Genomic DNA, 22436 nt, shown 5'->3' on the forward strand with positions numbered 1-22436 from the left:
GGTGCGAAAGGGCAGGTCACCCCGGTCCGGGGGAGGCGGCCCCGGGGCCGGTCAGTGGCCCACGGCGTCACCGTGGGTCTTGAGGGCGGCCTCCACGTAGTTGAGGACGTGGTCGCTCACCATCTCGCCCACCGACGGGTCGCCCTCGCGGAAGGCGCGCGTGATCTGGTCGTGGTCGGCCGCCTTGGCGTGCAGCTCCATGTCCAGCCAGCGCACGGACAGGGCGGTCCACACCTCCACGCCGAGCGACTCCCACGTGTGCAGGAGCACACTGTTGTCGGCGGCGCGCACGATCTCGCGATGGAACTCCACGCTGTGCCGGATCTGCTCGGAGACGTCGCCCTGGGCGGTGGCCCGCTTGAGCGCCTCCACCTCCCGCTCCAGCGGAGACGGGTCCGCGGCCAGGCGGGGCGCCGCGAGGCGGGCGGCGACGAGCTCCAGTCCGGCGCGGACGGGGTAGATCTCCGCCATGTCCTGGACCCCGAACGCGCGCACGCGGGCGCCCTTGTTCGGCACCGTCTCGATGAGGCGCAGGGTCTCCAGTTCACGCAGGGCCTCACGGACCGGGGCCTGGCTCACCTTGAGCTCCGTGGCGACGCGGCGCTCCACGATCCGCTCCCCGGGCTTCCAGCGGCCGGACAGCAGCCCCTCGACCAGTACCTGCCGGATCTGCTCCCGGAGCGGCTCACGGGCCAGCTTCGAGGGATCATCCGGCAACTGCGGGAGGTCGACCATCCAGGGCCCTTCCGTTCCTCGGTCCGCGCGCACGGGCACGCGGGCCCGTCCGCTCAGCGTCGTACAAGCTCCTTGAGAAGGGTGCCACACCGGTGCGGGTCAAGCGGACCACGGGCATCGAACGTCTAACGGAAACGTCACGAACGCGTCTCTCGAGAGTGAACCACGCCCGGCCGTTGCTGGGGCATGGGGCAAAGTCCGTGGTGAAAGGGGGTGTGGTTGGCAAGCCGGGGCGATCTTGGGCGGAAGTGTCCAGGTAGGCTCATCTGTCGGCAACATGCACACATGTCCCGGCGGGGAGTGACCCACGCCTGGGCGAAGGACCCGACGATAGCGCCTTGACCTGCGCTGATGACCACATTGACAGGTGTAGCGCACCCACAGGCGCCACAGTCGTCCAGTTTGTTCCTTGGACGCCGGACCTGCCCGAGACCGGGACACGACGCAGTGAACCGGTTCCAAGGTTCGGCCGTCGAACGGGGTGGCGGGGCAGGGCCCCGTCCTGAGCGACGAGCCCCGAGTCGGCCCTGAGGACGTCAGGATCAGTACCAGCAACCGCGGCTAGCCCGTCCCCCGCGCTCCGGGAGCGCCAAGGCGAGCCCCCGAGAGACAGCACTGAGCACATGACGCACTCTTCGCGGACCCGGCACGCACGGTCCATCCACGTGACGAAGGCACACGACAGGCAGCGGCGGTCCCCCGCACCGGGGCCGTACAGCGGTCCCATTCCGGTGGTGCGCACCTCGGGCATCGCCCCGGGGGTGCCGGTCGTGCGCGCGGTCAAGTGGCCGAGTGTGAGCGAGATCGCGTGGGGACTGGCCTCGGACCGGATCGCGATCATGCTCGCGGTGGCGCTCATCGTGATGACGATGCTGGCCGCGGGGCCGATGCACCCGGTCGACGTCTTCCTCAACGAGTTGCCGCGTCCCTACTGGGACTTACTGCGCGAACCGCTCATCTACTGGCCCGACACGGTCGCCTCGCGTGCGGTCGCGCTTCCGGTGCTCGCCGTGACCGCGCTCCAACTCGCGTACTGGCACCGCAGCTGGCGGCCGATCGTGCTGGGCGCGGTCGGGGTCGTGGGCATGATGTCCCTGGTGTCGGTGATGAAGCTGGGCTTCAACCGGGGCCACGCCAAGAACTTCGACCCGGACTTCTTCCAGGGGATGGGCAACGTGGCCTTCCCCTCCGGTCACGGGGCCAACGCCATCCTCATCTACGGTCTGGTGCTGTTCCTCATCATCCGGTTCGCGGCGGCCCGACCACACATCATCCGCCGGTTGGCGTACTGCATCGTCGGCATCGCCCTGCTGCAGTCGGCCGTCTCCGTCTACCTGCACTTCCACTGGTTCACGGACCTGCTGGCGGGGATGGTCGCGGGCGGTTTCGCGCTCCGGGTGACCATTCGGCTGGACCGGATGTTCCCGCACGGCCGCACGGTCGAGTGGTGGCCCTGGTACGGCCGGAAGGCGCCGATCGACACCGGGGTGTGAGCGCCCCCACGATCACGGAAACGGCGCCCGTCGGAGGAGATCCGACGGGCGCCGTTTCCGTGTGCGGGGTGTCAGGCCCCGGACCGCGCGGGGCGGGCCCCGTCCGTCGGCGGACGCCAGCCGAAGGTCGTGTCCAGGGCGCCGAGGACCAGGCCGGGCAGGAGCCGGGTGGTGAGGGCGATCCCGTTGTCGCGCACCGTCCGCGCCACCGGGTTGCCGATCATCGACATCCGCCCGACGGCGGCGGACCGGCGGACCATGCCCGAGGTCCGGGGGAGCCGGGCGGAGGTGTAGGCGGCCAGGTCGTCGGGGACGGAGGAACCCTCACCGACCGCGTGGGCCAGGACGGCGGCGTCCTCGATCGCCTGGCAGGCGCCCTGCCCCAGGTTCGGGGTCATCGCGTGCGCGGCGTCGCCGAGCAGAGCGACCCGGCCGCCGTGGTAGGCGGGCGGCGGGGTGGCCAGGTACCAGACGTCGTTGCGCAGCACCGCCTCGGGGGCCGCCCGGCGCAGGACGGCCGGGATCGGGTCGTGCCAGTCGCCGAAGCGCCGGAGGAGTTCGGCGCGTTCGTCGGCGGCGCGCTCGTTCGCGGCGGCGCGGCTCATGGCGTACACGTACACGCGGCCGTCGGCGAGCGGCATGATTCCGGCCGACCCCTCAGGCCCCCACGACTCGACGGCCACCGAGACGTCGGCGCCCTCGGTGATCAGGCGCCAGGTGGTGGTGCCGGAGTAGACGGCGCCGGGGTGTGCGGGGAACAGCGTGGCGCGGGTGGCGGACCGGATGCCGTCGGCGGCCACGACCAGGTCGGCCGTCCACTCGCGGCCGTCGTCGGAGGTGACGCGGGCCGGGCGGTCGGGTCCGCCCGCGTCGGTGAGCGCCGCGTGGGTGCGCGTGTGGACCACCGGGGCGCCGCTCCCGCCGGTCAGCAGGCCCATCAGGTCCGCGCGGGCCACCACGGCGATGCTGTCGCCGAAGCGTTCGCGTACCTGGGCGACGTTGGTCGGCAGGAGCCATCGGCCCCGCCAGCTGCGGATGCCGCCCGAGCCGATCGCCGCCCGCCCCCGCACGGCGTCGCCGAGGCCGACGGTGTCCAGCGCGCGCAGGGCGTTGGGCGCGACCGCCAGGCCCGCGCCGACCGGCGCGAGGTCGTTCCTCTCCAGGACCTCGACGTCCCATCCGCGCACCAGTAGTGCGCGTGCGGCGGTCAGACCGCCGATGCCGCCCCCGATGACCACGGCCTTCCTCATGGCGCCTCCCCTTGTCACACGTGTCCTCTACACCTGTAGAGCCATTACTCTACAGGTGTAGAGACGATGGGAGAAAGGGGGGTCGGCACGTGCCGAACCCGACCGAGCGCGTGGAGCTGATCGCCGCCACCGCGCTGGAGCTGATCGCCGACCGGGGGCTGCGCGGGCTCACGCACCGGGCCGTGGACGAGGCGGCCGGACTGCCGCCGGGGTCGACCTCGTACCACGCGCGCACCCGGCAGAGGCTGATCGAGACCGCCCTGACCTGGCTGGTCGAGCAGGAGGAGAAGGACACGGTGCCGCTCCTGCGGCTCGCGGACGTGAGCCGGGAGGAGACGGCGCGCCTGGCCGCCCTGTTCGTGCGGACGTCCGTCACCCGGGACCGGAAGCGGTCGCTGGCCCGCTACGAGCTGGCCCTGGAGGCGGCGCGCAACCCCGAGCTGCGCGAGGTCTACGACCGGCTGGGCGAGCGGTTCCGCGACACGCTCGACGGGCTGATGGCCGCGCTGGGTTCCCCCACCCCGAGACGGCACACACGCGCCTTCCTCGGCTGGACCGAGGGGACGCTGTTCGACTCGCTGGTCGGGGTGGGCGCGGCGTCGCCGCTGAGCGAGGAGGAACTGCGGACGACGGCGCTCGCCGTGCTCGACGGGCTGCTCGACGCCGACCCGGCCGACGCGGGGTAGCCGGGACGCCCGGAGGCGGGCCCACAGCGGGGAGTCGGGTGCGGTGGTGGGGATATGGGGGCAGACGGGGGGTTGATGACGCTTTGGCTATGCTCCTTCGCGAACAGTGATCCGCTGCGCGCCCCGGTCAGCGGGTCCGGTCCTCGTGCACCTCACCCCCGTAAGGAGTGCCGTTGAGCTACGACGTGGTGGCGCTGGTCGCCCGGAAGCCGGACGAGCGCTCGATCCTCCAGGCCCTCCAGAACGTCGACCCGGACCTGTGGCTCCACCGGCACGAGGACACCCACGTCCTGCAGATCCGGGACGGGGCCGAGCGGCTCCTGGCCACCCTCGAACCCGGTCGCCTGGTGGAGGAACAGGGTGACGTCGTGCGTCTACTCGGTTCGGACGTCGTCGCCGGTCTGCCGGAGGAGTTCTGGTGGGTGGAGACACGCGCCCGCCCCGACGAGGCGGGGCGGGAGGTGGCGCACCGGTTCGCGGACGCGCTCGCGCTGCGGCTCGGGGGAGCGGTGTGGACGTCGGGGACGGCCGACTTCGGGCTGTGGGAGGAGCCGGAGCACCCGGCGGTCGAGCGCACCGCCACCCGGGCGCTCCTGGTCGCCCAGGACCGGGAGGTGGTGCCGTTCTCGTCCTGGCTCAGCGACGCGGTGGCCACACGTGGCGGGGAGAAGGCGCTCCAGGTGCTCACGCCGCCGACGGCACGGCTGACCTACGGGGCCCGGACCCTCCTCACCGGGCCGTGGGGGCGGTGGGTGGTACGCGGTGAGGACGGCGGCCACTACGACGGCGTCACCGGGTTGCCGGTGCACTGGGACGAGGAGGACGGGTTCCGTCCGGAGAGGGAACCGCTCGGGGTGAACTGGGGGGCGGGGGAACCCGGCGCCGCACCGGTCCCGGGGTTCGTCGAGGACGGGTCCGAGTCCTCCGGGGTGCAGCTCGTGGTGGACGTGTCCGTGTTCCACCGTGCTCAGGACACTCCGCGTCTCGGGTGCGCCGCGCAGCTCCTGGCCGAGCGGCTGGCGGGGACCCCGCCAGCCGCGTGGGGTCCCCACGAGCCCGCGGTCAGGACGTGGGATCGGGAACAGCTGACCGAGTTCGTCCACCGGCGTGAACCCCGGGCCGCGATCCTGTCCTTCGCCGGTCCTCTGGACGTCGGACACCCGTTCTCCGGCCAGATCAAGGTCCGTCGGCGGGGGCGGGGCGTCGTGGAGAGGGTCTCCGTGGTGATCGGTTTCTCCGGTGAGGACGCCGTCCCGTTCGAGGCGCTCCCCTCGGTGGTGGAGGAGCTCGCGCGGGAGGACCTGCTGGACGGGTTGCGGGTGCGCCGCCTCGCGGGACGGAGCGACACCACCTTCGAACCCACATGGGCGGGACCGGCCGTCCAGGTCGGGTTCGCGATCGGCCCCGAGCGCTTCGCGGAGGTCGGCCACGGCTATGCCCAGGCGGGGCCGATCAGGGGCACCGTCCTGGGCGAGGGAGAGCGGCGGGCGGTCTGGTACCCGGTGTTGGGCGACGCGGGGGCCCCGCTCAAGGGGTTGGCGCTGGTCGAACGCCAGACCGCGCACCTGGCCGCCGCCGGCCGAGGATGAACCGGGCGACGAAAGGTCCACCCCACGCGCTTCTGGGGGCCTGTCCCGTGTCGGCGGTCGCACGTCTGCACGGTCCTTCCCGAATGACGTGAGTCGATTTTCCGGTCGTTGCGCGGTGCGGCCACATGTGGCCAGGGAAGTGATGTGCGCCACCGAAAGGCTCCGTGATTCTCGGTGCCTCGGTGTATGCGCTGGTCGGACTGCTGCTTCCTGGTGTGGATGACCGTCTCCCGGGGGCGGAACCGACGGGAGACCGTCACCGTCGATGTGCATACTGCTACTGAATTCTCCATAAAGCGGATGCAATGCCAACAAAGCGGCGAAGGGGATCGACGGAATGAAGTTCGAGCTGGTGGAGCCGCCAGAGGAAGGGCTCGTCGCCTCCGAACAGAAAAGTGAGCATTCCTCACTTTCAGTGGAGGACGCACGGGACCCGTACCGAGCCACCGGCATCGAGGACCGGATCGACGTCCTCCGCCGACCCGTACGCGAGCGTATGGCCAGGCCGATGGAGGGTGTTCGCGCCTCGCTCGACCTGCTCATGGCCCGTGTCGCCGAGCAGAGCATGGCGGAGGCCCGCGACACGGGCTCCCCACCGGCCGACGTCGTTCCCGAGTTCCCCGCCCACCGATTCACCTCCTCCGGTGGGGGAGGCCCCCGGTGAGCCGGTGGAACATCAACGTCTACGAGGTGGCGCTCCTCGTGAACGACGTGAGCGACCAACTGGGCCTGGACGGCGGCGGCTTCACCTCGACCGTCGATTCCACGTCGGACGGGATCGACATGGCTCTGACCAACGTCAAGAGCCCTCCGGTGGAGGAGGCCCTGTCCAGCTTCCTCGGCCACTTCACCAGCGAGACGGACGCGATGCTCACCCGTGGCCTGTCCTGCGTCGTGGGAGCCAACGAAGCCACCCTCGCCTACCAGGACGGCCAGGAGGAGATGGCGCTCACGGCGCAACGGAGGGCCGGAACCGGCTCCAACCTCGATCTGGGTGAGGACGGGCCCGCCCGCATGGGAGGCCCGGTGTGACCACGCCCGGAGGCTTCGAGCCCACCGCCCCCCAGGACGGGGTGGACCCCAGCCCCTTCACCCTCATCGATCCGGAAGCCATCCCCTACCCCCTGACCGACACCTGGTCACTCAACTTCGCCGCCGAGAAGCTGCGCACCGGCGGGGAGAACCTCGCGGCCGAGGCCGAGGACATGCGCTCCACGTGGCAGGGTCTGCAAGCCCACTACGAGGCGCCGGAGAGCGAGGAGCTCTTCGCCAAGATGAACCCGATGGTGACCCGGGGCGAGGACATCGAGAGTGACCTGGTCACCGTCGCGGGCGCGTTGGAGGACCTGGCCGAGGCCGCCACGACCGCGCGGCGGTCGCTGAACAACCTCAGGATGCAGGCGCAGAGCTTCGTCAACCGGCACAGCGACCGGAAGTGGTGGTGGCTGGACAACGACGAGGAGACGGACTCACTGGCGATCCAGGAGAACATTCGTCTCAAGTCCGAGGTCAACACCGCCTGGGAGACGTTCAACGAGGCGGAGATCGCGTGCGCCAACACGATCGCCGAGCTGTCCGGTGGAACCCGCTACGCCGCTCCCGGCACGGCGCACGGCCCCGACGTCGTCGAGTACGGGCTGCCTCCGGGCGTCGGCGAGCGCAGCGTTCCCGGCCTGGACCTCGACTCCTACGCGAACACGGCCAACGACCTCACGGCCTGGGCGGGAACCGAGTTCCACCCCTCCCTCATGACCTTCGAGGACAGTACCGGTCAGGCCGCCTGGGACGTCTTCGTGGTCGACGGTCTGTGGGGCACCGGGGTGGGACTGGCGACGACCGTGGGTGTGTGGAGCCCTGACCGGGGGTGGACGCTCCTTCCGTGGGACCAGGTGCGCAACGCCGGGGTCAATCTCGGGGACGCGGGAATGAACACGGCCGCCATGGTGGGGATCCATGACGAGGAGGGGTGGCTGTTCGACTGGGACCGGCGGGACGAGGCCTATTGGGGGGCCTCCTGGGACCGCTGGACCGGCAACGTCCAGAACACCGGTGTGGAGTTCCGGGAGGGTTTCAGCGCCTGGTCCCGGCGTGAGGAGGATCCGGAGTACCACGAGGCGACCACGGCCTTCAACACGGTGATGCTCACCGGAGGGATCCCGCTCAAGATCATCAAGACCGTGTCGGGTCTGGGGACCGCGGCCACCATCGATGTCGATGTCCCCACCGACCGGGACGGCTCCTTCTCCGACCGGGGCAGGAACGATCCGTCGACGTCCGGTGGACACTCCTGGGGCGCATCGGTCAGGGAGCGGTCGGACGCCGGGGCCGGGGGCGGCTCTACCAGTGAGCGGTTCGACAGCGAAATGGACGGGGTGCGGGATTCACTGTTGGATCCGGAGCGGTTCCGGCCCAATCCCGGTCCCCGTCCGGAGACACCGTCCCCGAACCCGAACGGTCCGGCGCCGACGGGTGGGAATGAGCCGTCGCCCCCGCGGAACCCGGTCAACCCGCGATCGGATGAGGGGGCTCAGTCTCAGGGCGGTGGCAGACCACCGAACCGGTCCGACGACGAGGACACGGATCAGCGCTCCGATGGTGAGGACCGGCCCGAGACCCGCCCGGACACCGACCAGCGACGCGACGATCCCGGGGCGCGTGACGACGACACCTCAAGCCCACAGGACACCGATCAGCCCGAGCGCCGGGGCGACCGGGAGGCTGGCGACGGCCCGCGCGAGGAGTCGGAGAGCCCGGAACCCGCCACCGACGGCGGCAGTGACGGTGGTGACGACCAGCCTCCCAGGGATCGCACCGGGAGCGGCGGCGATGATGACGGCCGCGATGATGACGACCGCGCCCCTTCCCCGGATGAGGACGAGACGCTCTCTCCCGGGGGAGCGCTCTCGCAAGAGCCGCGATCTATAACCGAAACAGGCGGCACGGATACTGGGGAAAAACCAGGATCACCGGACGGGCCCGATCCGAATACAGTTGAGCCCGCCATGGTCAAGGACAAGTGGGGTGACCTTGTTGAGTTTGGTAGTACAGATGCTTCCGGAAGATGGTTTGACGAAGACGGTGTGGCATACATTGAAATCCCTGATAGCGTTGAACACGCTAAAGCTTATGAGCGAATCAGGGAGGCCGCCGGTGATGTTGAAGCCATTTCCGAACTCACAGGTGTCGATCAGGGTGTAGTGAATCGCATTAAAGAGCACATCTTTTTGAGGGACCATGATGTTGCCGTCGGAGCAAATGAGGTCAGTCGGGGTAGATTCACTCCGATGGGTCACATTGCGAACTGGTGGGAGCAGGCAACACAGGGGAAGGTTCCAGATTCTGAGAAAGAATTCTTCAGAAGATGGATTGAGCATGAGGCTATTGAGAGCAAGCTCATGGAGTGGGGCATGCCGTACAATTCCTCGCACCCATCAAATTGGCAGTGGGACGACGTCTATGAAGAGGTCGTTTACAGGCCTAACTCAGAGCACTACGGAGCCCATGATGTTTCTCGGTCCGAAGGGAAGGCGGATCCCTTTGGGCATTACCGAGGGCGGTGGAATGAACCCGACATCGCTCTTAATGAGAGTCTGACAAACGCGGAAGAGGTTGCTTTGGTCATCTTGGAGGGGTATAGAAAATGAGTGAGTTCGATAAATTTTGCAACTGGGCGAAGGGGATTAGGTGGGATTCTTCGGCCGACTCGAGGAAATCCCAGGTGCGACTTTTTCAAGAATATCTGAGGAGAGCTGCACTCTGGGCTTCAGAGTACAGGGAGTCCGCTTGGCCATTTTATGATATCGCCGAGTCTGTTGACCCAAGTTTTCGTGCGCCCGAGGCGAAGGTTCGAGATGTAGTTAACTCAATATCGGAGGGGGGTACATACTACACATTCAAGACGATAGAGTGGTCTCTGCACTTTGCTGCTTTGCTGGATCGGGGTGATGAAATGCCCGGGTTCGCGAATCCTTTCGAGCCGTTGTTGCTGATCTATAGGAGGGGGAGCGTGGTAAATCTCAGCCCCTCTGGGGCGATTGAGATCGGGGAGTACTCTATCCCAAGAAAGGCTCCGGAGAAGTGCAGACTACTGAAGCCGTTGTCGGACCTGAGTGAAGAATCTCTGTCGTCCTTCGATGGATGAGGCTCTCTCGGGGAAACGTAACAAGAGAAGCAGGATGAACTTCTGGGATGCAGATCTACGGGTGTCTGACCTGCGTGGTATTTGGTTCGGGGGTGGGGGCGAGGGGGCGTGTTAATCTGGCGCGGGCGAAACTTTCGAGGGCTAATCTTTCTGGGGATGAAGGCTGGGTAATTGGTCCGGTCGATATCGGATAAGGAGGAGTTCACCTTCTTGCTGGAGATGAACTTTCTTCCTGGTTTGCGGTGAATGGAGCACCCGGTGTGCACGTCGTGGATGAAGGCTGAGTTGACCGAGGGCGAGCGGTTCTGCGGGCTGCTCGACGCCGACCCGGCCGACGCGGGGTAGCCGGGACGCCAGGGCGGACTCGGCGTGGGAACCCCGTCCGGCCCTCCTCCGGTCCGTAGGTTGGCCCGGGGAGGTCGACATGTCCACAGGTGAACACGGATCGGGACACGAAGGGCACGGGGACCACGCGGCGGTCTTCCGGGTCCGCTTCTGGTGGAGTCTGCTGCTCAGTCTCCCCGTGGTGCTCACGAGCCACATGATCTCCGGCTGGTTCGGCTACCAGGTTCCCGACTGGCTCGGTTGGGTCGCGCCGGTCCTGGGCTCCGTCGTCTACCTCTACGGCGGGTGGCCGTTCCTCTCCGGCGTCGTCGGCGAACTCCGCGACCGCAGGCCCGGCATGATGACGCTGGTCGCCACGGCCATCACCGTCGGGTTCGTGTCCAGCCTGCTCGCCACGCTGGGCGTCGTCGGGCGCGGGCTCGACTTCTGGTGGGAACTCGTCCTGCTCATCGTGGTCATGCTGCTCGGCCACTGGCTGGAGATGCGGGCGCTCGGGCAGGCGTCCGGGGCGCTGGAGGCCCTGGCCGCGCTCCTGCCCGACACGGCCGAGCGGATCGACGCCGACGGCGGTACCGAGGAGGTCGCCACCACCGACCTGCGCGAGGGGGACACCGTCCTGGTCCGCTCCGGCGGCCGGGTGCCCGCCGACGGGACGGTGACCGAGGGCACCGCCGCCATGGACGAGTCCATGATCACCGGAGAGTCCCGCACCGTCACGCGGACCGAGGGCGACCGGGTGGTCGCCGGAACCGTGGCCACCGACACCTCCGTGCGCGTCCGGATCGACGCCGTCGGCGAGGACACCACCCTGGCCGGGATCCGACGGCTGGTCGGCGAGGCGCAGTCGTCGCGCTCACGGGCGCAGACGCTCGCCGACCGGGCCGCCGCCCTGCTGTTCTGGTTCGCGCTCGGCGCGGCCGTGCTCACGGCGGCCGTGTGGATCGCCCTCGGACTGGCGAACGAGGCCGTCGAGCGCACCGTCACCGTGCTCGTCATCGCCTGCCCGCACGCGTTGGGGCTGGCGATCCCGCTGGTCATCGCGATCTCCACCACCATGTCCGCGCGCGGCGGGATCCTGGTCAAGGACCGTCTGGCCCTGGAGCGGACCCGGTTGGTGGACACGGTCCTGTTCGACAAGACCGGCACGCTCACCAGCGGAACGCACGCGGTGCAGGACGTCGCGGCGTTGGAGGGGGAGTCCGCCGACCGGGTGCTCTCCCTGGCGGCGGCGACCGAGTCCGACTCCGAGCACCCGCTGGCCCGGGCGATCGTCCGGGCCGCCGAGGAGGAGGGGGACGTCCCCTCCGCGACCGACTTCCGCTCCCTCACCGGGCGCGGGGTCCGGGCCGAGGTCGAGGGGAGCACCGTCCACGTCGGCGGTCCGTCCCTGCTGGAGGAGTTGGACCTGACCGTCCCCGACGAGTTGGCGGAACGCACCCGGCCGTGGCGGGAACGGGGGGACTCCGTGCTGCACGTGGTCGCCGACGGCCGGGTCGTCGGCGCGGTCGCGCTGGCCGACGAGGTGCGTCCGGAGTCGGAGGAGGCGGTGCGGGAGCTGCGGGCGGCCGGGGTGCGGGTGGCGATGGTGACGGGTGACGCTCAGAACGTGGCCGACGCGGTCGCGGAGCGGCTCGGGCTCGACGAGGTGTTCGCCCAGGTCCTGCCCGACGAGAAGGACGCCGTGGTGCGCGACCTCCAGGACCGCGGGCACCTGGTGGCGATGGTCGGCGACGGGGTGAACGACGCCCCTGCCCTGGCCAGGGCGGACGTGGGGATCGCGATCGGCGCGGGGACCGACGTGGCGATCGAGTCCGCCGGGGTCGTCCTGGCCTCGGATGATCCGCGCGGGGTGCTGTCGGTCCGGCGGCTGTCGGAGGCCGGGTACCGGAAGATGCTGGAGAACCTGGTGTGGGCGGCCGGGTACAACGTCGTGGCGGTGCCGCTGGCCGCCGGGGTGCTCGCGCCGGTCGGGTTCGTGCTGGCACCCGCCGTCGGCGCCGTGCTCATGAGCCTGTCCACGATCATCGTGGCGCTCAACGCCCAACTCCTGCGACGGGTGGACCTGCGCCCGGCGGACTGATCGGGGGCGCCCGTCAGTCGCCCCACCCGACGTTCTCGAACGGCCCCGGATCTCGACCGCCCGCTCTTCCTCGGCCGTCGGCGGCCGGTCGTCCCGGTCCTCACACCAGGGCTGAATCTCCGTACCGATTCCGACCGGATCTTGCCGTCCCCTTGCCCGTCGGCGGAGGGATCCGTGGCGTGCCCCGAACCAGCATGGGGAGGGGCCGGGCCCGTGCCCGCGGTCCCGGACGGTCTGTGAAGGGGAGAACGTGACCGAGCTCAGATTCGAGGACCGAACCGACTTCGACGACGCCGACCGCGGGTTCGTCGCCGCCCTCACCCCCGGCGTCGTCCGCGACGACCAGGGCAGGGTGGTCTGGGACAGCGACGCCTTCTCCTTCCTCGACGGGGAGCGCGCCGACACCGTCGACCCGAGCCTGTGGCGGCAGAGCCAGCTCTGCGCGCGCCAGGGGCTGTACGAGGTCACCGACGGCGTCTACCAGGTCCGCGGCCTGGACCTGTCGAACATGACGCTCATCGAGGGCGACGACGGCGTCGTCGTGGTCGACCCGCTGGTCTCGCGGGAGACGGCCGCGGCCGCTCTGGGCCTGTACCGCGAGCACCGGGGCGAGCGTCCGGTCACCGGTGTGATCTACACGCACTCCCACATCGACCACTTCGGCGGCGTCCTCGGCGTGACCGACCCCGAGCGGGACGACGTGCCGATCCTCGCCCCGGAGGGGTTCATGGCGCACGCCGTGGCGGAGAACGTCTACGCGGGACCGGCCATGTTGCGGCGCGGCATGTACTACTCCGGCGCGTTCCTGGACGTCGGCGCGCGGGGGATGGTCGGCATGGGCCTGGGGATGGCCACCTCCCACGGCGAACCCGGCCTGGTCCCCCCGACACTGGACGTCACCCGCACCGGCCAGGAGGAGACCGTCGACGGGGTGCGCCTGGTGTTCCAGCTGACCCCGGGCACCGAGGCGCCCGCGGAGATGAACTTCCTGCTGCCCGACCGCCGCGCGCTGTGCATGGCGGAGAACGCCACCCACAACATGCACAACGTCCTCACCCTGCGCGGCGCCTTGGTCCGCGACGCCCGGGCGTGGTCGCGCTACCTCAACGAGGCGATCCAGCTCTTCGCCGACGACACCGACGTCCTGTTCGCCTCCCACCACTGGCCCACGTGGGGCCGGGACCGGGCGATGGAGTACCTGTCACAGCAGCGCGACGTGTACTGCTACCTGCACGACCAGACGCTCCGCCTGCTCAACCGGGGCCTGACCGGAGCCGAGATCGCCGAGGAGCTGACGCTGCCCCCCGACCTGGACCGGGTCTGGAGCACCCGCGGCTACTACGGCTCGCTCTCCCACAACGTCAAGGCGGTCTACCAGCGCTACCTGGGCTGGTACGACGGGCACCCCGCCTCCCTGTGGGAGCACCCCCCGGAGGAGACCGCCAAGCGGTACGTGGCCACGATCGGCGGCGTCGACGCCGTGGTGGACAAGGCGCGCGCCTACGCCGACGACGGCGACGACCGCTTCGCCGCCCAGCTCCTCCGGCACGCGGTGTTCGCCGACCCCGCGCACACGGGCGCCCGGGAGCTCCTGGCGTCCGTCTTCGAGCGGCTCGGCTTCGGCGCGGAGAACGCCACCTGGCGCAACTGCTACCTGATGGGCGCCCGGGAGCTGCGTGAGAGCGTGACCCCGACGTCGCTCGCCTTCGCCCGCATGACGGCGTCGCTCACCGTCACCCAGGTCTTCGACCTCATCGGCATCCGCGTCGACGGGCTCAAGGCGGCACGGACCCCGCTCACCGTCGACTGGGAGTTCACCGATCTCGGGGAGCGCTACCGCACGCGGCTGTCCAACGGGGCGTTCGTGCACTGGAGGGCCGACGGCGCGCTCTCCGGGGACGCCGACCTGACCCTCCGGCTCACCAGGGGGAAGCTGTTGGGGCTGATCTCCGGGGAGGGCGGCCTGGACGAGGTCGACCACACCGGAGACCTCGGCGTGCTCCAGCGGCTCGTGGACGTGCTCGACGCCCCCGACCCCAACTTCCCGATCGTCACGCCCTGAGAGGCCCGCCCGGGTGGGCCGCCGTCCCGGTCGGACACGGGGCGGCGGCCCCTCTCATGTCGTGACCCGACACCGCCTCCATACCCCTCGGTGGTATGTTCGCGGGTGAGCGGGGCGCGACGGTGCGTTCCGGCCGCCAGGGGGGAGGCATGCCGTGCGCGCGATGCTGCGTCGCTGGGCGTCCGCCCTGGCCATGGCAGTTCTCGTCCTGCTGGTCCTGGCCTGGCACGGCATCGGTGAGTGGAGTCCGGCCACCCTGGAGCAGCCCGGCGAGCCGATCGCCCACGCGGCTCCGGCCGAGCCCGTGACACCCGTCGGCGGCACGGCCGCGGTCCACGACGCGCTGCACGGCGGCACGGCCCTGGTTCCGGTGACGTCGTCCCAGACGGCCCCCGGCCACGCGGACGTGTCCCACGCGGGCCCGGCCGACTGCCCGGCCGCCGCGCCCACCTGCTGGACCGGGCATCCCACCCCCGACCTGCCCGCGCCCGCGCCGGTGCCCGACGTCGTGCTGCCTTTGCCTCCCGCCATGGCGGCCCTCCGAGCGGACCGGTGGTCGGCCGCCCCGCCCCGCGCCCCCGACCTCTCCGAGCTCTCGGTTCTGCGGATCTAGAAGCCGTCTGCCCCCCAGACGTTCTCCGGATCCGTCAACCGAAAGGTCGTTCCACCATGTCCGCATCCGCTTTCCGCGTGCCCGGAATCAGCCGCCGCGCCTTCGTCGGAGGGGGCACCGCCCTCGGCGGGGCCGTCCTCCTCGGCGCCTGTTCGGGCGGGGGCGGACAGACCCGCGCCTCGCTTATCACCCCGGACGACGCCCGCGTCGGCGCCGTCGAGGACGGGCGCTCCGCCACCGGGCGCGAGCACCGGGTCACCCTCACCGCCGCCCCCACCACCCTCGACCTCGCGGGCACGACCGCCGCCACCTGGGCCTACGGGACGTCCGTGCCCGGGGACGAGCTGCGGGTCGGCGCGGGCGACACCGTCGTCGCCGAACTCGTCAACGACCTGCCCGACCCCACCAGCGTGCACTGGCACGGCCCGGCCCTGCGCAACGACATGGACGGCGTCCCCGGCCTGACCCAGGACGCCGTCGCCCCCGGGGAGCGGTTCACCTACCGCTTCGTGGCCGCCAACCCCGGCACCCACTGGTTCCACCCGCACGTCGGCACCCAGCTCGACCGGGGGCTGTACGTGCCGTTCGTCGTCGAGGACCCGGACGAGCCGCTGTCGTACGACGAGGAGTGGGTGGTCGTCCTCGACGACTGGCTCGACGGTGTCGGCGGCACCCCGGACGACGTCCTCGACGAGCTGCTCCAGGGCATGGGCGGCGGCATGGACGGGGGTTCGGGCCACGGCGGCCACGGTTCGGGCGACGGGGACGGCCCGATGCGCATGGGGCGCACGCTGATGGGCGCCGCCAGCGATTACCTGGGCGGGGACGCCGGGGACGTCTACTACCCGGAGTACCTGGTCAACGGGCGTCCGGCGGGGGACCCGCGCACCTTCGAGGCGGCTCCGGGCGCGCGGGTGCGCGTCCGGTTCGTCAACGCGGGCGGCGACACCGCCTTCCGGGTCGCGCTCGGCCGACACACGATGACCGTCACCCACACCGACGGGTACCCGGTCGAGCACCGGGAGGCCGACGCGCTGCTGATCGGCATGGGCGAGCGCTTCGACGTGCTGGTCACCCTGGAGGACGGCGCGTTCCCCCTGGTGGCGCTGGCGGAGGGCAAGGGGCGGGCCGCCTTCGCCGTCGTGCGCACCGGCGGGGGTTCGGCTCCGGAGGCCGACACGCGCCCGGAGGAACTGGAGGGCCGCGTCATCGTGGCGACCGACCTCACCGCCGACGAGGGGGCGCGCCTGGCCGAGGCCGACCCCGAGGTCGAGCACCGGATCGAGCTGACCGGAGGGATGGCGGACTTCGACTGGGGGCTGAACGGCCGCCGCCACGACCCGGAGGACCCCGCCGGGAACGCCTTCCGGGTGGCGGAGGGCCAGCGGGTCAGGCTGACGTTCACCAACGCGACCGACATGTGGCACCCCATGCACCTGCACGGGCACCACTTCCAGGTCGGGGCGGACGGCCCGCGCAAGGACACCGTGATCCTGCTGCCCGGTCAGACGCTGTCGTGCGACTTCGACGCCGACAACCCCGGACTGTGGATGACGCACTGTCACAACGTCTACCACGGGGAGGCCGGGATGATGGGGGTCGTCGGCTACTCCGCGTGACGGGCGGGCGGCCGAGGTTTCACGTGAAACCTCGCTGTGTTCGTTCTGGGCCTCCGCTTCGCCCCAGCCCGTGTTCGGGCGCCCTCAAGGCAGGGATTCTTCCTCCTCGTCGTCGCCTGCCGCTCGTTCCTCGTCCGCGGCTCGACTCGTCGTGCGGAACCCCACCGGCGCCCGAACCGGACCGCCGTGGCGCCGTCACCCGGCCTCGGACCGCTCCGGCGCGTCGACGCCGGGCTCCAGGCAGTCGCGCATCGCGCGGCGCCACCGGTTGCCCCGCAGCCCCGGTTCGAGGGCGGTCAGCACCGCCGCGTACTTGCTGAAGCCCACCTCGCGCAGGCCGTGCTCGTGCAGGCGGCGCTCGGTCGCGGTCAGTCCGCCGCGCGTCTTGACCTCCACGAGCACCGCGTCCGGGCGCGTCCTGACGGAGCGTCCGCCGCGGTACCCGACCAGGTCGGTGTCCAGCGTCACCCGCTCCGCGCCGGAGTCGGCGACGAGCGTGGTCCTGCGGTAGTCGGTGACCGCGCTCGGCACCAGGTCCTCCGGCGGCTCCAGCCCGTACCCGCGCAGCGTGCCGTCCACGAACGCGCGGTCCCGCTCGGTCAGCCGGTCGGGCGGCCCCGGAAGTTCGGCGCGCCGCTTGTCGGTGCCGCCGCGGGCCCCCTTGAGCTTGACCTCGCACATCCGGGTGCGGGTGTCGACGTAGGTGCGCACCCGCACCTTGTACCGCAGCCGCCGCCGTTGCCGGTGGTCGTGGAACGTGTCCAGCCCGGGTGTGTCCAGGTAGGTCGACGAGTACAGGAAGGACCCGCGGCCGCCGATGGTCAGCACGCCGTACCGGGACGCCGCCCCCGCGAAGACCGCGTGCACCAGGCGGGTGGGCACGAGGTACGTGCGGCAGGCGCGGGCCACCAGCGCGGCGCGCGCGTTGACCTCCTCCAGCGGCACCGGCCGGAGGTCGCCGAGCCCGTCCAGAGCGGGAGGGAGCGGGCTCACCGGCGCCCCGCCCGGGCCGGAGAGGGGAACACGGCCGTCCACGCGGGCGGCTCCGAGGGCGCGCCGTCGGTACGCGGGACGCTGAAGCGGACGTCGACCACCATGAGGTCGCGCACGTAGTCGGTCTCGGTGACGTCCACCCGGCGCACCCGACCGCGCAGCCGGGCCTCCAGGTCCTGGCGCAGCGACACCGGGTCCTCGTGCACCACGTCCAGCGTGACGACGCGGCGCTCCTCCCGGGGCAGCAGCCGCGGACTGTCCGCCACGAACATGACCGTGAGCAGCAGCGCGTTGAGACCGAGCAGCATCCACGGGGAGGCCGCCGCGACCGCGTTGACCAGGCCGAGCGCGATCGCCGTGAAGTAGTAGCCGATCTCGCCCTGGCTGATCGTGTCCGAGCGCAGCCGCAGGATGGACAGCACGCCGAAGAGGCCGAAACCGACCGCCAGACCCACCTCGCGCTGGGTCAGCATCGCGACGATCCCGAAGATGCCGGTGTTCAGCGCGACGTAGGCCAGGAGCAGGTCCCGCCGGCCGTGGCGGCGGAAGTAGAGGACGTAGGCCAAGAGGGTGATCGCGGTCAGGTCGACCGCCAGAGCGAACCAGATCATGGTGACCACTCTGGTGGCCGACCGTGACGGGACGATGAGCGCCGGATGAGGGAACGTTCATCCGGCGCCCATCGGTGCCGGTGCCGACCCCGTCACCGGAGCAGCCGGTACCCCATGCCCCGGACGGTCACGATCCGTTCCGTGCCCACCTTGCGCCGCAGCGCCCGCACGAACACGTCCACCACGTTCGACCCGGGGTCGTGGTCGTAGCCCCACACGTGCGACAGCATCTGCTGCCGGGACAGCACCTGGTCGGGGTGGCGCATGAGCAGCTCCAGCAGCGCGAACTCCCGTCCGGTGAGGTCGGTCGCGGTGCCGTCCACGTCCACCCTGCGCGTGCGCAGGTCCAACACGAGCCCGCCCGCGCGCAGCACCGTCGTCTCCGCGGGCCGCTCCGAACGCAGCCGCAGCCGCACCCGGGCCAGCAGTTCCTCGAAGCTGAACGGCTTGGTGACGTAGTCGTCGGCGCCGATCTCCAACCCCGTCACCGTGTCGCGCACGGTGTCGCGCGCGGTGAGGATGACCACGGGGATGTCCACGCCCAGGGAGCGCACCCGCCGCAGCACGTCGAACCCGTCCGCGTCCGGCAGCCCCAGGTCGAGGAGCATGAGGTCGAACCCGCCGGTGACCGCGTAGTCGACGGCCTCCGACCCGGTGCCGACGACGGTCGTCGCGAACCCGCTCGCGGACAGGCCCTTGCGGACGAAGGAGGCGATCCGCTCCTCGTCCTCGACGATCAGGACACGACTCACACGTGCTCCCTTCCGAGGGGGATGACGAGGGTGAAGGTGGATCCGGCGCCGGGTGCCGAACGCAGGTCCACGCGGCCGTGGTGCGCCTCGGCGATGGCGCGGACGATGGCGAGCCCCAACCCGGATCCCCGGTCGGCGCGGGCGGAGCCGCCGCGCGCGAACCGCTCGAAGATCCGGCCGTGCTCCTCGGGCGGGATACCCGGTCCGTGGTCGCTCACCCAGAACAGCACGTCGGGGCCGCTGACGGAGGAGCCGACACGGAGGGTGGCGCCCGGTCCGGTGTGCCGGACGGCGTTGGCGGCCAGCTGCACGACCGCCTGCGTGACCCGCTGCGGGTCGAGCGCGGCCGTCCCCTCCGCCACGGACTCCAGCCGCCAGTCCCGGTCGCCGAGCTGCCGGGCCTTGGCGTCGATGTCGCTGGTCAGCTCGGCCAGCGACACCTCCTCCGCGCGGAGGAAGTCGGGCCGCTGGACCTTGGCGAGCAGCAGCAGCTCCTCCACGATGCGCGCCATCCGGTCGAGCTCGTCGGTGACCAGGCGGACCACCTCGCGCCGCTCCCCGGGGTCGTCGCCCATGAGCTCCAGGTGCCCGCGCACGATGGTGATGGGGGTGCGCAGTTCGTGCCCGGCGTCGTCGAGGAAGCGGCGCTGGTCGAGGAAGGCGCCCTCCAGGCGGTCGAGCATGTGGTTGAACTGCTCGGCCAGGGCGGCGATGTCGTCCCGGCCGGACACCTCGATGCGGCGGGTGAGGTCCTCCTCGGTGATCTCCGCCGCGGCCTGGCGCACCAGGCGCACGGGGGTGAGGATGCTCCCGGCCACCCACCAGGCGGCCGTGCTCGCCGCGAGCAGGCCGACCAGGCTGACCAGCGCGACCGTGCGCGTGGTGTCGGCGATCTCCGCGGCGCCGCGCTCGGTGAAGTACCCGGTGACGAACCAGCCCTCGGCCCCTTCCCTCCCGGCCGGGGGGAGGACGTGGATCTTCTCCCACTCCATGGGTCCGGCCGGGGTGTCCAGGGTTCCGCGCGCGTGGGGGGAGTCGAGGACCTCGGCGACCAGCGCGGGGTCGGCCGACACGTCGAAGGGCGGTTCCTGGCCCTGGCGGATCCGTCCGGAGTCCGTCGCCACCCAGCCGAAGAGGATCTCGGCCTCGTCGGGGTACTGCCGTTCCAGGTGGACGCGGATGAGGGCGGACACGTCGGTGAAGGGCTCACCGGTGGTCGGGTCGACCCCCACGGCGGCGAACTCGCGGAACTCGGCGGTCTCCTGGGTCAGCGCGCGGTCGACACCCGCGTCGGCGCTCGCGGTGAGCGCGCTCCACGTGACGGTGGTGACCAGGACCAGGACCGCCGCCATCAGGGTGACCACCCACGCCACGATCAGCAGCCGGGCGGGGACGCGGCGGCGCTGGGGGACGTCGGGGAGGGGGCCGCGCAGGACGAGGGTGCGTGAGGGGTCGTCGGAGGCGGGACCGGACGGGTGGTCCGGGGCCTCGTCCGAGGGGGACGCGTCGGAGCGTGCGTCAGTCGTCATCGTCGCCCCAGTCGTCCGCGTCGTCGTCTCCGTGGCAGTCGTCATCGTCGTCGCAGGTGTACGGCGGTGGGGGCGCGGACGACGGATCCGGTGACGGGGAGGCGGTGGCCCCGTCCCTGTTGGTGACGGGAGGGGGAGGGGCGACGACGTCGTCGTCGGCGGAGGGGTTGGCGGCGCCCTCCGGGGACTCGCCGACCACGACCTCCTCCGGCGGGCGCGTCCGCGTCCCGGGGGCGGACGACGCCCACGCGAACACGGCGCCCACGACCAGGACGGCCGCCAGCACCGCGCTCGCCAGCAGCAGTAGTGGTGATCTCATAGGGCCTGAGCATGCCCGATTCCGGAGAGTGCCCAGATGAAACCAGTATGAGGGAATCTTCATCCTCGGCGGGGAACGCGTGACGCGTCAGGCGTGGGCGCGCCCCCTCGGAGGAACCCGAGGGGGCGCCGTGCCGCGTCCCGGGGTCAGACGAGGGAGGCCGGTGTCCGCAGGGTTCGCGGGGTGCGTCCCGCCAGGACGGCCGTCGCCAGCGCGACGACGGCCATGAGGACCCACACCCCCTGGTACGCGCCCAGGGAGGGCGTGTCCGTTCCGCCGATGACGAAGCCGGCGAGCACGGCGGCGAAGACCGCGCCGCCGACGCTGCCGCCCAGCGTCTTGACGTTGTTGTACACCGCGGTGGCGCTTCCCGAACGGTCGGCGGGGCTGGCCTCCACGATCAGGGTCGGCAGCGCGCCGAGCGCGAGACCGAACCCGAGCCCCGCCACGGCGAGGGAGCCCAGGAAGGCCGGGAGCGTGTGCCAGAACAGGACGAAACCGACAGAACCGGCGGCCATCAGGGTGAACGCGAGGAAGACCGCGCGGCGGTAGCCGACGCGGGAGCCCAGGGGCGCGACGGTGCTCGCGCCCGCGAACGCCGTCACGCTCGGCAGCGTGACGCACAGGCCGATGTTCAGGACGCTCAGCCCGAACCCGTACCCGGCGGCCTCGGGCGAGGTGGCCAGGTACACGACGAGGACGCTCTGTCCGCCGAGCAGGAGCAGGCCGAGGGTGAACCCCGCCGCGTACTGCGGGGCGACGACGGGGGCGACCACCGCGCGGACGTCCACCAGCGGGTCGTCGGCGCGCAGCTCCACCCGGACCCACCAGACGACGAGCACCGCCGCCAGGGCGAAGCCGCCCCAGACCATCGGCGATCCCCACCCCCAGCTCTCGGCCTGGGAGATCGTGCCCAGCAGTGTGACCAGCGCGAGTCCGACCAGGGCGCCGCCGACCCAGTCCATCCGGCCGGAGGCGCGGGTGCGGGCCTCCGGAATCCCCACATAGGACAGCGCGAGGCAGCCCACCGCGACGGCGGCCAGCAGGCCCAGGGTGATCCGCACGTCGCCGACCACGGTCTGGACGACTCCGACCAGGAGGCTGCCGAGCATTCCGCCGAGGGTGAGCGACCCCACGAGCAGTCCGATGGCGCGTCGGGCTCGTTCGGGGTCCAGCCGGTCGCGGACCAGGCCGATCTCCAGGGGCAGCAGTGCCGCGAGCGGCCCCAGCAGAGCCCGGCCGACCAACAGGACCGCGAGGTTGGGCGCGAGCGCCACGACGACCGAGCCGGTCGCGACGCACAGCAGGGACACCCGGAGCATGCGCCGGTACCCGTACAGGTCGCCGAGCCGTCCGAACACCGGGACGCTCACCGCGGCCGTCAGGTACTGCACGGCGACGATCCAGTGCAGGTGGGTGCTGGAGACGTCCAGTTCCCCCTGGAGGGAGGGCAGGAGGGGAGCGATGGAGCCCTGGAGGATCCCGCTGGTCAGCTCGAAGAAGACCAGGAGACCCACCACGGCGACGACGCCCCTGGCCATCGCTGGCGGTGCGGCCGGGGCCGCTCCCGGCTCCGCGTCCGGGGACCGGTCGGTCCGTGTCTCGTGCTCACTCATGGT

Annotated in this window: 19 protein-coding genes; 11 read left to right on the forward strand and 8 right to left on the reverse strand. The window is 71.1% G+C overall.

All coding sequences use genetic code 11. The annotated features are described in order from the left end of the window. Positions 1 to 51: 51 nt before the first annotated feature. Entirely contained in the window at positions 52 to 735 is a 684-nt protein-coding gene (locus tag KIK06_RS22785; RefSeq protein ID WP_017599048.1) for a GntR family transcriptional regulator, read from the reverse strand. Between the two features lie 731 nt (positions 736 to 1466). Between KIK06_RS22785 and KIK06_RS22790 the strand changes: the two genes are divergently transcribed. Then, on the forward strand, positions 1467 to 2228 hold the full coding sequence (locus KIK06_RS22790) for a phosphatase PAP2 family protein (RefSeq protein WP_017599049.1): 762 nt from the start codon (positions 1467 to 1469) through the stop codon (positions 2226 to 2228). 71 nt (positions 2229 to 2299) lie between these two features. Here the strand turns inward: KIK06_RS22790 and KIK06_RS22795 are convergent, their stop codons facing one another. Next, positions 2300 to 3478 carry an FAD-dependent monooxygenase gene (locus KIK06_RS22795; protein WP_268645016.1) on the reverse strand — a complete coding sequence of 393 codons (1179 nt, stop codon included), beginning with the start codon at positions 3476 to 3478 and terminating at the stop codon, positions 2300 to 2302. Between the two features lie 89 nt (positions 3479 to 3567). Between KIK06_RS22795 and KIK06_RS22800 the strand changes: the two genes are divergently transcribed. The 10 genes from KIK06_RS22800 to KIK06_RS22845 all read left to right on the forward strand — a co-directional run bounded on the left by KIK06_RS22800 (position 3568) and on the right by KIK06_RS22845 (position 16613). Then, complete coding sequence (locus KIK06_RS22800; RefSeq protein WP_268645017.1) at positions 3568 to 4164, forward strand: TetR/AcrR family transcriptional regulator; 597 nt, start codon at positions 3568 to 3570, stop codon at positions 4162 to 4164. A 173-nt stretch (positions 4165 to 4337) separates the two neighbouring features. Next, positions 4338 to 5753, forward strand: a complete 1416-nt coding sequence (locus KIK06_RS22805) for a DUF6177 family protein (RefSeq protein ID WP_268645018.1) — start codon at positions 4338 to 4340, stop codon at positions 5751 to 5753. A gap of 337 nt (positions 5754 to 6090) precedes the next feature. Continuing rightward, positions 6091 to 6417 (forward strand): cell envelope biogenesis protein TolA, encoded by a 327-nt coding sequence (locus KIK06_RS22810; protein WP_268645019.1) that lies wholly within the window; start codon positions 6091 to 6093, stop codon positions 6415 to 6417. Continuing rightward, positions 6414 to 6785, forward strand: coding sequence for a DUF6507 family protein (locus KIK06_RS22815; RefSeq protein WP_268645020.1), 372 nt, complete (start codon positions 6414 to 6416; stop codon positions 6783 to 6785). Before KIK06_RS22810 ends, KIK06_RS22815 begins: the two co-directional genes overlap by 4 nt. Before the next feature lie 41 nt (positions 6786 to 6826). Next, a complete protein-coding gene (locus KIK06_RS22820; RefSeq protein WP_268645021.1) occupies positions 6827 to 9397 on the forward strand; it encodes a hypothetical protein in 2571 nt (856 codons plus the stop codon). Next, a complete protein-coding gene (locus tag KIK06_RS22825; RefSeq protein ID WP_152486304.1) occupies positions 9394 to 9894 on the forward strand; it encodes a hypothetical protein in 501 nt (166 codons plus the stop codon). Before KIK06_RS22820 ends, KIK06_RS22825 begins: the two co-directional genes overlap by 4 nt. 424 nt (positions 9895 to 10318) lie before the next feature. Continuing rightward, on the forward strand, positions 10319 to 12319 hold the full coding sequence (locus KIK06_RS22830) for a heavy metal translocating P-type ATPase (protein WP_268645022.1): 2001 nt from the start codon (positions 10319 to 10321) through the stop codon (positions 12317 to 12319). A 250-nt stretch (positions 12320 to 12569) separates the two neighbouring features. Then, complete coding sequence (locus KIK06_RS22835) at positions 12570 to 14381, forward strand: alkyl/aryl-sulfatase (RefSeq protein WP_268645023.1); 1812 nt, start codon at positions 12570 to 12572, stop codon at positions 14379 to 14381. Positions 14382 to 14535: 154 nt separating this feature from the next. Beyond that, positions 14536 to 14994, forward strand: coding sequence for a hypothetical protein (locus KIK06_RS22840; protein WP_017599058.1), 459 nt, complete (start codon positions 14536 to 14538; stop codon positions 14992 to 14994). 77 nt (positions 14995 to 15071) lie between these two features. Continuing rightward, entirely contained in the window at positions 15072 to 16613 is a 1542-nt protein-coding gene (locus tag KIK06_RS22845; RefSeq protein WP_327084689.1) for a multicopper oxidase family protein, read from the forward strand. 195 nt (positions 16614 to 16808) lie between these two features. On the opposite strand, the gene KIK06_RS22850 is transcribed toward KIK06_RS22845, so the two are convergent. The 6 genes from KIK06_RS22850 to KIK06_RS22875 all read right to left on the reverse strand — a co-directional run bounded on the left by KIK06_RS22850 (position 16809) and on the right by KIK06_RS22875 (position 22433). Further along, positions 16809 to 17648, reverse strand: a complete 840-nt coding sequence (locus KIK06_RS22850; RefSeq protein ID WP_442789792.1) for a polyphosphate polymerase domain-containing protein — start codon at positions 17646 to 17648, stop codon at positions 16809 to 16811. Next, entirely contained in the window at positions 17603 to 18217 is a 615-nt protein-coding gene (locus tag KIK06_RS22855) for a DUF4956 domain-containing protein (protein WP_051059162.1), read from the reverse strand. The genes KIK06_RS22850 and KIK06_RS22855 overlap by 46 nt, the downstream gene beginning before the upstream one ends. Positions 18218 to 18309: 92 nt before the next feature. Then, positions 18310 to 18969, reverse strand: coding sequence for a response regulator transcription factor (locus KIK06_RS22860; RefSeq protein WP_017599062.1), 660 nt, complete (start codon positions 18967 to 18969; stop codon positions 18310 to 18312). Further along, positions 18966 to 20498 carry a sensor histidine kinase gene (locus tag KIK06_RS22865; protein WP_268645026.1) on the reverse strand — a complete coding sequence of 511 codons (1533 nt, stop codon included), beginning with the start codon at positions 20496 to 20498 and terminating at the stop codon, positions 18966 to 18968. The genes KIK06_RS22860 and KIK06_RS22865 overlap by 4 nt, the downstream gene beginning before the upstream one ends. After that, positions 20488 to 20817 (reverse strand): hypothetical protein, encoded by a 330-nt coding sequence (locus tag KIK06_RS22870; protein WP_268645027.1) that lies wholly within the window; start codon positions 20815 to 20817, stop codon positions 20488 to 20490. The genes KIK06_RS22865 and KIK06_RS22870 overlap by 11 nt, the downstream gene beginning before the upstream one ends. Before the next feature lie 146 nt (positions 20818 to 20963). Then, positions 20964 to 22433 carry an MFS transporter gene (locus KIK06_RS22875; RefSeq protein ID WP_268645028.1) on the reverse strand — a complete coding sequence of 490 codons (1470 nt, stop codon included), beginning with the start codon at positions 22431 to 22433 and terminating at the stop codon, positions 20964 to 20966. Positions 22434 to 22436 lie beyond the last annotated feature (3 nt).

This window comes from Nocardiopsis sp. EMB25 (genome assembly GCF_026797795.1).
GTDB lineage: Bacteria > Actinomycetota > Actinomycetes > Streptosporangiales > Streptosporangiaceae > Nocardiopsis > Nocardiopsis lucentensis.